This is a genomic window from Mesorhizobium sp. WSM4837, from assembly GCF_055811435.1.
In genome coordinates this window covers 1-11,435 of the sequence record NZ_JBVVQE010000118.1, presented here as the reverse complement: position 1 = coordinate 11,435, position 11,435 = coordinate 1, and the positions used below count along the sequence as shown (strand labels likewise).

Here is an 11,435-nt window from a genome sequence, read left to right as displayed (position 1 = left end):
CCGGCAGGACAGAGGGGGGCGCCAAGGATCGCTGCAGTCTTCATTCTGCGCCGCTGCATCGCCCGACTGAGCTTAGCGGGCGCGCAGCCTGCCGCCTACTTCCCGCAATGGTGATCGTTGATCTTGTTCAACGCATTCGCGTCGGGTCCGACCCTGTGGTAGGAGCAGGCTCCTGCGGCAGTCGTGATCAACTGCCGGTCATAATAGCGCGGGCCGCCGAACAGAATGTCGATGATGTTGCCTTCGGCGGGAACGTAGCGCTCGGGATCAGCCCGTTGGTCGCGATCTCCAGCGAAGGCCGAGGCGGACATGCTGCAGCCCATCGCGAAAACGAGGGCGCGGATCGCAAAACGTTTTGTTGTCATCGGAAATCCCCTTCCGGCCGTTCGGTTTCTCACCATACATCCAAAATCGCGAGGCGAACAAAAGTTCCCTCACCCTGGCCGGACCAAGCTCAACCATATGACCTGTCACAATAGGTTTATCCTGCGGCACTGCGCGGCAATCTACCCCGCGATCTCCAGCAAGGACGATACCAGCAACCGACGTTCGTCCTGTGAGAGGACGTCCGAATCGAAGAGATTCATGCTGCGAAGTCCTTCGATGGCGAGGTAGCAGACCAACAGCGCCTTGAGGTCCGGCGTCTCTCCCTTGAGCCGATCGAAAACCTGCCGCCTGAACGCTTTTATCGGCGTCAGGAAATCGGGGTCCTCGGCGATCGCCGAAAATATCCAGGAAGCTGACGGTTTCGATTCCGCGGCATGTTCGGCCGAAAGCTTGATGTAGGTCGCAAGCGGGCTCTCGCCGCTGACGCCGGCAGTGCGGGCGGCGTCCAGCGCCTGCTCGAAGGCGCGCAGATAATCCTCAACCAGCGCCTGCATCAGTTTCGCCTTGGTCGGGAAATTGTACAGCAAGCCGCCTTTCGACACCCCGGCCCGGCTGGCGACGGCGTCCAGCGACAGGCTGCCGGGCCCTGTCTCGCGTGCCACATCAACGGCGGCGGCGAGAATTTTATCACGCGAATTTGCTCTGCGGGCTTTCATCAATCGTTCCCCCATACATTAGCCTACGCGGAATTGACAAGACCGTCCAGACGGTACAGTAAGGTCGCCGTCATTTGATATCGGGACCAGTCACAGATATGTGTTTGGGTCATCCGACTGTTGTGCCGGGCCATGGCCAAGGGGACTGTTCGTGATCAAGCGTTTTATCATTGCCTTCATTCTGCTCGTGCTGGTCTGCGGCGGCATCGTCGGCTTCAATTTGTTCCGCGACAATGCAATGCAGCAGTTCTTCGCCACGATGAAACCGCCGGCCGCGACCGTGTCGACGACAATCGTCAAGCCGACGGAGTGGAGGCCGGGCGTCGAGGCGATCGGCACTGTCAGCGCGGTCCGCGGCGTCGACCTGACCGTCGAAACCGCCGGCATCGTCAAGGACATCCTTTTTCACGCCAATCAGAAGGTTGAAGCCAACGCGAGTCTCCTTCAGCTCGACGATGCCGCCGAACGCGCCGATCTCGATGCGACGAAGGCGCAAGCAGCGCTCGACCAGACGGCGTTGACACGCGCCCTTGAATTGCAGAAACGCGATGTCGGCTCGGAATCGACGCTCGATACGGCGCGGGCAGCCGCATTGGCTTCCGCTTCGCGGGTCAACAGGCTGCAGGCGGTGCTCAAGCAGAAGCTGCTGACAGCGCCGTTCGGCGGCACCGTCGGTATCCCCAGGATCGACCTCGGCCAGTATCTCTCACCCGGCACTTCCGTAGCGACCCTGCAGGATCTGGAGACGATGCGGGCCGATTTCTCGGTTCCCGAACAGCAGCTTCCGCTGCTGAAGATCGGCCAGACGGTGCGGCTGGGCATTGGTGACGGCGAGCTGCCGTTCGCCGGCACCATCCGCGGTATCGACCCGAAGATCGATCCGACCAGCCGGCTGGTGACGGTCAGGGCCGAGGTCGCCAACCCCGAAGGCAAGCTGACCCCTGGCCAGTTCGTGCAGGTGCGCGTCGAACTGCCCGAGGAAAACAACGTGCTGACGGTGCCGCAGACCGCGCTGACCTCCAGCCTCTACGGTGACTTCGTCTTTGTGGTGCGTCCAGCGAAGCCAGCCGCAGCCAATGGCGCCGCCCCTGCCGCCGCGGCCAACGCGGAAGAAAAGCCGACCACGGATAGTGCGAAGCCCGCGACTGAAGCGCCCGCGGCAAAACCCGAGGAACAATCGGCTGCTGCGCCGGCCGAACCGACGGCGGAAGAACAGAAGCCGCAGCTCGTGCTTGCCCAGGTGTTCGTCAAGCCAGGCCGCCGTAATGCCGGCCTGGTTGAGATCCTGGATGGCATCGCGCCCGGCGACGAAGTCGTTACCGCCGGCCAGAACCGCCTTTCCAACGGCATGTCCGTTGCCGTCGACAACACCATCGATCCGACCAAGCCGGCAAACCAGCAGGCAGCCCAGAAATGAGCTTCTCCGACATCTTCATTCGCCGTCCGGTCCTTTCGACCGTGCTCGCCTTGATGATCCTGCTTCTGGGTTTCCAGGGCATCTTCAGCCTCTCGATCCGGCAGTATCCGGAAGTCGAAGAAACGGCCATCACGATCACCACAGCCTATCCCGGCGCCAGCGCCGACCTGATCCAGGGGTTCATTTCCGCGCCGATCGCCCGTGCCGTCGCCTCGACCGAAAACATCGATTACGTCACGTCGGCGAGCCGGCCGTCCTCAAGCACCGTGACGGTGCAGATGAAACTCGGGTCCAACCCCGACGTCGCGCTGAACGAAGTCTTGTCGAAGGTACAAAGCGTGCGCGGCGACCTGCCGGACGAGTCCGAAGACCCGGTGATCGTCAAGGGCACCGGCGAGCAGTTCGCGATGATGTATATCTCGATGCAGAATCCGAACATGACGCCGGAACAGCTCACCGAATATATCGAGCGCGTCGTGCGGCCGCGCATGTCGACGGTCGAGGGTGTCGCCGACGTGCAGATTTTCGGGGCCGCCGAATATTCGATGCGCGTCTGGATCGACCCGATCAAACTGGCGGCGCGCGGCGTGACGGCGTCGGACGTGCTGACCGCCATCAACGCATCGAATTTCCTCTCAGCACCCGGCAATACCGAAAACGAGTACGTCGCCTCCTCGATCACCGTCCGCTCGACGCTGCAGACGCCGGAGGCTTTCGCCGCTCTTCCGCTTCGTTCCACAGACGGCAATGTGGTGAGGCTGCGCGACGTGGCGCGCGTCGAGCTCGCCGCGGCGAACACCGACACCAGGGTTACTTTCAACGGCAAGCCCGGCATCTTTCTCGCCATCTTCCCGACGCCGGCCGCCAATCCGCTGACGACAGCGGAGGCGATCCACGAAATCGTGCCGACGATCCAGGAGACGCTGCCGCAAGGCATGACGATCGAGATCGTGTACGATTCGACCGAGCAGATCAGCGCTTCGATCGAGGAGGTGTTCAAGACCATCGGCGAAGCGGTCGCCATCGTCATCGTCGTCATCCTGCTCTTCCTCGGCTCGTTCCGCTCGGTGCTGATGCCGATCGTGACCATTCCGCTGTCGCTGATCGGCGTCTGCTTCCTGTTGTTTACGCTGGGCTATTCGATCAATCTCTTGTCGTTGCTGGCCATGGTGCTGGCGATCGGCCTCGTCGTCGACGATGCCATCGTGGTGGTGGAAAACATCCACCGCCACATGGAGGAAGACGGTTTGTCGCCGATGCAGGCGGCCTTCAACGGCATGCGGGAGATCTCGTCCGCCGTCATCGCCATGACGATAACGCTGGCCGCCGTGTTCGCGCCGCTGGCCTTCACCGGCGGCCTGACCGGCGCACTGTTTCGCGAATTCGCGGTGACGCTTGCCGGCTCAGTGGTGCTTTCGGGCGTCGTCGCCCTCACCGTCACGCCGATGATGTCGGCACGCATCCTGCGGGCCGGCTCGCACAGCCGCTTCCAGCGCATTGTCGACAACACGTTCAGGCGCGTCGAAAACGTCTATGAGCGGCTGGTCAGCGGCTCGCTAAAATATCGTCCGGTGACGCTGATGATCGTCATCGCACTGGTCGCCACTACCGGCTTCATGTTCACCAAGACCGCCGGCGAACTGGCGCCGGAAGAAGACCAGGGCTTCTTGCTGTCTCTTGTGAACGCGCCGCGCTACGCGACGTCGGACTACACCGAGACCTATGTGAACCAGATTCTCGGGCTGATGAATGATATTCCCGAAACCAGGGCGCGGTTCTCCGCCGTCGCCTTTCAGGGCCCGACGAACAGCGCCTTCGTCGGCTTCGCATTCAAGGACTGGGCCGAGCGCGAGCGCAGCTCGAAGGAGCTTCAGGAAGACATCACCGCCCGCCTTACCAAGGTGGCGGGCGTCGAGGCTTTCGTCTTCGCCCCACCGACGCTGCCCGGCTCCGGCGGCGGCCTGCCGGTCACCATGGTGGTGCGCTCGACCGGCGATGCCTCCCAGGTGTTCGAGGCGGCCGAGGACATCAAGAACAAGGCGCAGGCCTCCGGTCGCTTCCTCGCCGTGCAGAATTCGATGTCCTTCGATGCGCCGCAAGTGACGGTGACGATCGACCGCGACCGCGCCGCGGCGCTCAACCTGCCGATCGCCGACATCGGCCGGACGCTGACCCTTTTGGTCGGTGGCGCCGAGGTGGCGCAATTCGACCGCGAGTCCAACAGCTACGACATCATTCCGCAGGTGCCGCAGAACTTCCGCGACAACCCTGAAAAGCTGGCCGAGTATTTCGTGCGCAGCGCGTCGGGCGAGATGGTGCCGCTCTCGGCGGTGGTGAAGATCTCGACCAACGCCTCGCCGGCCGTGATCGAGCAGTTCAACCAGTTGAACTCCGCGACGATTTCCGCTCTGCCATTGCCCACGCTGACCACCGGCGACGGGCTGAGGACCATCGAGGACATCGCCAGAGAAAGCCTGCCCGACACGTTCTTCATCGACTATACCGGCCAGTCGCGACAGGAGAAGGAACAGGGCTACACGATCATCATCGCCTTCGCGGCAGCTGTTCTCGTCATCTATCTGGTGCTGGCGGCGCAGTTCGAAAGCTTCCGCGATCCGTTGATCATCATGATGTCGGTGCCGCTGTCGATCTTCGGCGCAATCGTGCCGCTCAATCTGGGGCTGGGAACGCTCAACATCTACACGCAGGTCGGGCTGATCACGCTGATCGGCCTGATCACCAAACACGGCATTCTTCTGGTCGAATTCGCCAACCAGCAGCGCGAGCTCCACGGGATGCGGCGGCGCGATGCGATCGTCGCCTCGGCCAGGGTGCGGCTAAGACCGATCCTGATGACGACGGCGGCGATGGCGCTCGGCGTGGTGCCGCTGATCATTTCCAGCGGCGCTGGCGCCGCAGCGCGCTATTCGATGGGCCTGGTGATCTTCACCGGCATTCTGGTGGGAACCATGTTCACCCTGTTCGTGGTGCCGATGTTCTACACCTTCATCGCCAGCAAGGACCTGCCGCATCACGCCGAGAAGCCGGACCCGAAGCTGATGCCGGTGCCGGTTGATTGATTGACAAAAAGGCCGGAAACTTCCGGCCTTTTTTCTTGGGCAGTGATGTCCGAATCGCCTTCTTTATCTATTTGACGATGACGATCCTGGTGTTGGTCGGACCGAACATCTCGACAAGCTGGTAGAAGTCGGCGGCGTTGTCCGGATGCAGCCGCACGCAGCCATGCGAGGCCGGCTGGCCGAGGCGCCTGACGAAATTGGTCGCATGCACGGCGTAGCCACCCTTGAAGAAGACCGAATGCGGCATCGGCGCGTTGTCATATTTCCTCGAGTACCACATCTGGTGCATGCGGGTCGGCTTGAACGACCCGGTCGGGGTGAGATGCCCCCTACCGCCGGTCGAGACTTTCCACGCGAAGGTCGGCCGGCCGTCGACGAGGACTTCCATCGTCTGCTGCGAAAGCGAAATCCGCGCCACGATCTGATTGGCGGCCCGATTGGCAGCATCGGCAACGCCGTTGCCGGCGCCGAACAGAAGAACCGTGCCCGCGGTGACGGCGGCGGCGATGTTGATGAGCTTGGCGGAAATGGCAGTGTACATGATATCCCCCTGTCTGCCGGGTATGGCCCGGCTCCAATTCGATGACTGGGCTTGTCGTTGGGTCACGTTTCGAATTGATTTCGCACGGCCGACGTTTCTGTTTCGAAACTGTTTCCTCTGGTTAACGGCCGGGAGGCCCATCCGAGGCATTTGCAGGGGTGAAACCAAGGAGAAATTTGACTTGGCTCGAAACCAATCGGCAACAAAGCGCGGACTCGAGCGGCATGATCTGGATACAGGCCGCCCGCAGAGTTGACCCAACGAAAACAGCCGGCACAAACGAAGATGAACATGCAGTCTAACGCGATCTCCTGGCTGTTCAGGATAAGCATAGCCGCAGTGTTGATTTGCATGCCGCACTGTTTTCGCCACGGTCTGGATCGTCTCCAGCCTGCGCATAACCGGCTCAAGGCCCTCTGGCGGGTCGGTTTTGGGCTGAAGAAGATGCGCGGCACCTCCGGCAACTTGCAGCCGAGAGGACCGAAGGCCCGCGCCGCAACGGGGGGCTCCGATGGCGGCGCGGGCACTTCGGGGTTTTCCCTGAAGCGAACCTGAAACCAAATTTGGGGGACGAAAACGATGAACACGAAATTTGCAGCTTCGGTACTTTCCGCACTGCTCTACGCACAGGGCCTGCTCGGCTTTGCCGGCCTCGCCACCGTGCTTCTCAGGGATCGTGCCCATGCCAGCGAATTCGTCGCGGCCAGCGAAATGCCGTCAGGTCCGTCGCTTCTCGTGGTGCGCTGAGCGTCTGGGCCTGTGGACAGTACGGTGAGGGCCGCGGCCTCAGTCGGCGAACTGCGTCGGCGGATCGAACCGGTAGCCCGCACCCCGTATGGTGGTGATGGTTTCGGTGTCGAGCTTGCGGCGCAGTCGCACGATGCGCGAATCGATCGAGCGATCGAAGGCATCGGCATTTTCGGCGGGCGCGGCGGCAATGATATCGTCGCGCGTCAAGACCTTGCGCGGACTGGCCAGGAACAATCTGAGCAGCGCCACCTGACCCGGCGACAACTGTTCTTCCGTGCCGGAGCGATGCATGACCATGGCCGACCGGAGGTCGACCGTCGCGTTCTCCAGCACGACCAATTCCCCGGCGTTCCGGCCGCGCCGTGCCAGCAAGCCGCCGATACGTGCGGCGAGTTCCCTGACGTTGAGCGGGCTCTCGACGACGTCGGCGGCGCCGAGTTCGAGCGCCAGCACCTTGTCGACGAGATCGGCCGGCCGGCAGATCAGGATGAAATCCGGCCCGCCCTCGCCGCCATGGCGCTTGAGCAGATCACGACCTTCCGCCTGGCTGAGGCTGTCGCCGACGACAACGACATCGATGCCGTTTCCGGAAAGCAAGGATTCGGCCTCCCACGGCTGCCGTACTGCGCGAACGTCATGACCGCGCCGTTCGAGATGGTCGGCCAGATCGGTTGCGACCACTTCGGCGACGGAAACAAGCGCGATGATGGATCGTGCAGCCATTTTTTTCTACCCTGCAACCCGGCAACCCAAGATGAGTGCTGGACATGATGTTTATACCCAATCTACTTTCCGCTGAAAGTGGGAGCGAGAGCATCGTGCGGGCACGAATTGTCGTCGTCGAGGACGAGCCGGATCTGAGGGACGCGGTTGCCGAGTATCTCGACGCCAGCGGCTACGATGTCGCTACGGCCGAGAGTGCCAGCGCTGCGCGAACCTTGCTGGAAACGCAGTCGTTTCACCTGGCCATCCTCGACATCGCCATGCCGGGCGAGGACGGCCTGTCGCTTGGCCGCTGGATGCGCTCGAAAACGCCGATCGGCATCATCTATGCCACTGCCGCCGGCACCGCGCTCGACCGCATCGTCGGGCTGGAACTCGGTGCCGACGACTACATCGTCAAGCCCTACGAATTGCGCGAGGTGCTGGCGCGGGTCCGCAGCGTGCTGCGCCGCGTGCCGCAGCCGGCCGAGCCGCAGGCCGCCAAGGCCGAAACAACTGCCAACCGCCGTTCCATGAGCTTCGGACCTTTCCATGCCGATCTCGACGGTCGGTTCGTCACCGGCACCAATGGGACGGTCATCGACCTGGCCAAGAGCGAGTTCGACGTGCTGGAGGTCTTCCTGACGCGTGCCAACCGCTTGCTGACGCGTGCGGCGATCTCCGAGGCGATCGGCTTCGCGGAAGATCCTGAATCCTCACGTGCAGTCGATATCCGCATCATGAGGCTGAGGAAGAAGATCGAGGCGGACCCGGCCAATCCGAAATTCCTGCGCACAGTCCGCGGCGAAGGCTATATCTTCTCGCTGCCGACCGGCGAAGGCAACTGAGCGGCGCGACCAACCACTCTCGGTGGCACGACTGTGAAATGACGGCTGACCATGACGGCTGAAGCACGCAGCGATAGGCACGGCGTCAGGCAGGGCGCGGCGATGGCCGCTGTTCACATCGTTCGCCGGCTTCACGAAGCTGGCGACTGGCAGCGCGAGATGGGCAGCATCCTTGAAACGCTGTGCGGGGCCATGGATTGCCAGCGCGGCATCCTGTTTCGGCTGCGCGAACTGCCCGGCCAAGGCTTTGCCCAATCGGTGGCGGCCTACTGGATCGACCCCCGATATGGTGGCGAGCTGGCATCGCCGACGGTGATCATGCAGTCGGTTGTGAATTCGGACCCACTGCTGGAACGGTTGGCGGAGGACGAGCGGCAAGGCAAGATCTTCGCGGGACACACGCGCGACCTCGAAGGCTTTCTGAGAACCGACTTCGAAAAGCAGCACATCAAGTCGTTCCTGTCGGTGTCGGTCTTTGCGCATGGCCATCTGTGGGGCACGCTGGCGGTCAACGACTGCGTGAACGAGCGCGAATGGACCGACGAGGAAGTGGCGACGCTGCACATCGTGGCGCTGGCCATCGGCGACGCCATCGAACGATCGCTTTCCGATGCCCACGCCAGCGAAGTCATCCGCCGCACCATGCTGCAGGCCTCGCTCGACGCGATCATCGTCATCGACGAGACCGGTTCGATCATCGAGTTCAATCCGGCCGCCGAAAAGATGTTCGGCTACCAGCGCAGCGACATCCTCGGCAAGGACCTGCTCGACACCGTCGTTCCGGACTATTATCGCAAGGGCTATGTGTCGGGCGCCGAATACATGTCGGGCCGCCGCGCGCCGATGGTCGGGCAGCGGATCGAGACCGTCACCCAGAATGCTGCCGGCGAGGTCTTTCCGATCGAATTGACGGCAACCGAGATGCGGGTCGCCGACCGCCGTCTGATCTTCGGCTCGATCCGCGACCTCCGCGACAAATTGCGTGCCGAGGAGGAGATCGGCCGCCAGCGCGAAAAGCTGCACCAGAACGAGAAGATGGCGGCGATGGGCTCGCTGCTTGCCGGCGTGTCACACGAGCTCAACAACCCGCTTGCCGTGGTCGTCGCCCAATCGACTTTGTTGCACGAGTTCGCTTCAGACCCGCAGACCAAGGTGCGCGCCGAAAAGGTGCGCGCCGCCGCAGAGCGCTGCGGCCGCATCGTCAAGAGCTTCCTCTCGATGGTCCGCCTGCATCCGGCGTCGCAGGCCGAGACCGACCTCAACCAGGTGGTCCGCGCGGCACTCGAAGTGACCGCCTACGGCGCCAGGTCGACCGGCATCATCATCGATACCGATTTCGCCAGCGGCCCGCTGCTGGCCATGGCCGACGCCGACCATGTGACGCAAGTTGCCGCCAACTTCCTCATCAACAGCCAGCACGCTCTGGCCGGCATCGGCGGCGACCGGCTGATCAAGGTTCGCACGTTTCGCAGCGATCGCGGCAATCCCTGTTTCTCGGTCGAGGACAACGGGCCGGGCGTGCCGGAAGCGATACGCTCTCGCATCTTCGAATCGTATTTCACCACCAAGCCGGTCGGCGTCGGCACCGGCATCGGCCTGTCGATTTCGAAATCGATCATCGAACGGCACAATGGCAATGTCTGGTTCGAGGAAGTTCTGCCGAGAGGCGCCCGTTTCGTTGTCCAGTTGCCGGCGATCGCCGGCGGCGCGGCCGCCGCCGGCGAAAACCCGTCGCGCTCGAGCGGATTGCGCCACGCCCTGATCATCGACGACGAGCCGGATGTCGCCGCCTCGCTGTCCGACATTCTGGAGTTGATGGGCATCAAGTCGCGGATCGTGCCGAGCTGGGCGTCAGCCGCCGCGACCTTGTCGGGCCATATGCCGCCGGACATCGTCTTTTCCGATCTGCGCATGCCCGGCACCAGCGGCATATCGATCTATCGCGAACTGCTCGCCGAAAAGCCTGATCTGGCGCGGCGCTTCGTTCTGGTCACCGGCGACCTGATCGGCGCGAAAGCCGAAATCGAGGCATTGCCGGCGCCGCAGCGGCCGCAGATCCTGGAAAAGCCGTTCAGCACGCTGGACGTGCGCGGGGTGCTGTCGGCCATCGCCGAGCAGGCCGCATTGGGCAGCTAGGACTTCGGACTGGTTGAAATCGGTTTTTGAAAAAATCCGATGCTCAACAAAGGGGCTTTCCAGAGAAAAAAGACTCCCGGCCGAGGATGCGGCGGGAGCCTGCCTGGAGCGCTGGAGGGGTCGCTCGGGCATCAAAAAACGTTCGGCGTATCGGTCAGCGGCGCGGCATTGGCGATCACGCGAACCGCGCGGGCCTTGTGAATGCCGGATTGCTCGGCAATGACGCGCAGGCACTCCGCACTCTCGGCGCCCCAGGCCTGCCCCTTGCAGACAAAATCGATCTCCGGCATCGGCAGCCGCGCGGTCTTGGTCGTGGTCGGCGCGCCCTTGACGATGTTTGCCGGCGGGTTCAGTGAAGCAAAGGCGGGACCAACAGTCGGCGCGAACGCCATGCCGGCGAACGCGGCGGCGCCCAGCACCACGAACAGCGCCATCGGATGGTCCTTGGCGCGCTGGCGCAGCGCCAGCTTCGGCCGCCGATCCTTGCCCTTCAGCGCTTGCAGACGGCGGTCATTGCAGGCAGTCCGGATTTTCGTATACATCGCGCTTCCCTTCGTCGATCTTCTTTTTTTGTTGAAACGAACTTAGTCGCACCTTGTAACGGACGAACGACGCACGCAAACTGACCGTGTAACAGCTTTGAAACGGGATTTCGGCGGGCACATCCGGTCATCGCAGGGGCGCGGGATCAAATCGCGCCGCCGCTCTGGCCCGGCGACGTCCGGTCGCCACCTTGAGACGCCCTCGCCTGCACCATGAGGCGCTAGTGATTACTGCGGATTAAATTCCCTGAGGATTTTCCGTGCCGCAATGCGCCCAGCCACGATTGCGCCTTCGACATAGCCCGGAAACAACGGCGACAATTCCGAGGATGCGAAATACACCGGCGGCGCGCCGGCCAGGATGGTTTGTTCGGCC

At 62.8% G+C, this 11,435-nt stretch carries 10 protein-coding genes and 1 pseudogene; 5 read left to right on the top strand and 6 right to left on the bottom strand.

Annotation, left to right across the window (positions count from 1 at the left end; genetic code table 11):
• Positions 1–95 precede the first annotated feature (95 nt).
• Complete coding sequence (locus AC0L3D_RS34855; RefSeq protein ID WP_128168768.1) at positions 96–365, bottom strand: hypothetical protein; 270 nt, start codon at positions 363–365, stop codon at positions 96–98.
• Between the two features lie 141 nt (positions 366–506).
• Positions 507–1,043 (bottom strand): TetR/AcrR family transcriptional regulator, encoded by a 537-nt coding sequence (locus tag AC0L3D_RS34850; RefSeq protein WP_473647344.1) that lies wholly within the window; start codon positions 1,041–1,043, stop codon positions 507–509.
• Positions 1,044–1,194: 151 nt separating this feature from the next.
• Here AC0L3D_RS34850 and AC0L3D_RS34845 point away from each other — a divergent pair, with 151 nt between their 5' ends.
• Positions 1,195–2,460, top strand: coding sequence for an efflux RND transporter periplasmic adaptor subunit (locus tag AC0L3D_RS34845; RefSeq protein ID WP_473479747.1), 1,266 nt, complete (start codon positions 1,195–1,197; stop codon positions 2,458–2,460).
• A complete protein-coding gene (locus AC0L3D_RS34840) occupies positions 2,457–5,540 on the top strand; it encodes an efflux RND transporter permease subunit (protein WP_287066559.1) in 3,084 nt (1,027 codons plus the stop codon). Before AC0L3D_RS34845 ends, AC0L3D_RS34840 begins: the two co-directional genes overlap by 4 nt.
• Positions 5,541–5,607: 67 nt before the next feature.
• Here the strand turns inward: AC0L3D_RS34840 and AC0L3D_RS34835 are convergent, their stop codons facing one another.
• A complete protein-coding gene (locus tag AC0L3D_RS34835; protein ID WP_027153453.1) occupies positions 5,608–6,081 on the bottom strand; it encodes a L,D-transpeptidase in 474 nt (157 codons plus the stop codon).
• A gap of 579 nt (positions 6,082–6,660) precedes the next feature.
• Between AC0L3D_RS34835 and AC0L3D_RS34830 the strand changes: the two genes are divergently transcribed.
• Positions 6,661–6,828: a hypothetical protein gene (locus tag AC0L3D_RS34830; RefSeq protein ID WP_023797130.1), complete on the top strand. Its 168-nt coding sequence runs from the start codon at positions 6,661–6,663 to the stop codon at positions 6,826–6,828.
• A 39-nt stretch (positions 6,829–6,867) separates the two neighbouring features.
• Here the strand turns inward: AC0L3D_RS34830 and AC0L3D_RS34825 are convergent, their stop codons facing one another.
• Complete coding sequence (locus AC0L3D_RS34825; RefSeq protein WP_023797129.1) at positions 6,868–7,554, bottom strand: response regulator transcription factor; 687 nt, start codon at positions 7,552–7,554, stop codon at positions 6,868–6,870.
• 47 nt (positions 7,555–7,601) lie between these two features.
• Between AC0L3D_RS34825 and AC0L3D_RS34820 the strand changes: the two genes are divergently transcribed.
• Together AC0L3D_RS34820 and AC0L3D_RS34815 are read left to right on the top strand one after the other, a co-directional pair.
• Positions 7,602–8,381 (top strand): response regulator, encoded by a 780-nt coding sequence (locus AC0L3D_RS34820; protein ID WP_063830524.1) that lies wholly within the window; start codon positions 7,602–7,604, stop codon positions 8,379–8,381.
• 51 nt (positions 8,382–8,432) lie between these two features.
• Positions 8,433–10,517, top strand: a complete 2,085-nt coding sequence (locus tag AC0L3D_RS34815; RefSeq protein WP_473628667.1) for a GAF domain-containing sensor histidine kinase — start codon at positions 8,433–8,435, stop codon at positions 10,515–10,517.
• A gap of 131 nt (positions 10,518–10,648) precedes the next feature.
• On the opposite strand, the gene AC0L3D_RS34810 is transcribed toward AC0L3D_RS34815, so the two are convergent.
• Together AC0L3D_RS34810 and AC0L3D_RS34805 are read right to left on the bottom strand one after the other, a co-directional pair.
• Positions 10,649–11,059: a hypothetical protein gene (locus AC0L3D_RS34810; RefSeq protein ID WP_473647343.1), complete on the bottom strand. Its 411-nt coding sequence runs from the start codon at positions 11,057–11,059 to the stop codon at positions 10,649–10,651.
• 214 nt (positions 11,060–11,273) lie between these two features.
• A pseudogene (locus tag AC0L3D_RS34805) lies at positions 11,274–11,435 on the bottom strand (FAD-dependent oxidoreductase); the annotation flags it as partial.

What these genes read in the sequence shown, in the direction of transcription:
- AC0L3D_RS34855 (WP_128168768.1), bottom strand. Translation starts at nt 365, where the DNA reads ATGACAACAAAACGTTTTGCGATCCGCGCCCTCGTTTTCGCGATGGGC.
- AC0L3D_RS34850 (WP_473647344.1), bottom strand. Translation starts at nt 1,043, where the DNA reads ATGAAAGCCCGCAGAGCAAATTCGCGTGATAAAATTCTCGCCGCCGCC.
- AC0L3D_RS34840 (WP_287066559.1), top strand. Translation starts at nt 2,457, where the DNA reads ATGAGCTTCTCCGACATCTTCATTCGCCGTCCGGTCCTTTCGACCGTG.
- AC0L3D_RS34835 (WP_027153453.1), bottom strand. Translation starts at nt 6,081, where the DNA reads ATGTACACTGCCATTTCCGCCAAGCTCATCAACATCGCCGCCGCCGTC.
- AC0L3D_RS34830 (WP_023797130.1), top strand. Translation starts at nt 6,661, where the DNA reads ATGAACACGAAATTTGCAGCTTCGGTACTTTCCGCACTGCTCTACGCA.
- AC0L3D_RS34825 (WP_023797129.1), bottom strand. Translation starts at nt 7,554, where the DNA reads ATGGCTGCACGATCCATCATCGCGCTTGTTTCCGTCGCCGAAGTGGTC.
- AC0L3D_RS34820 (WP_063830524.1), top strand. Translation starts at nt 7,602, where the DNA reads ATGTTTATACCCAATCTACTTTCCGCTGAAAGTGGGAGCGAGAGCATC.
- AC0L3D_RS34815 (WP_473628667.1), top strand. Translation starts at nt 8,433, where the DNA reads ATGACGGCTGAAGCACGCAGCGATAGGCACGGCGTCAGGCAGGGCGCG.
- AC0L3D_RS34810 (WP_473647343.1), bottom strand. Translation starts at nt 11,059, where the DNA reads ATGTATACGAAAATCCGGACTGCCTGCAATGACCGCCGTCTGCAAGCG.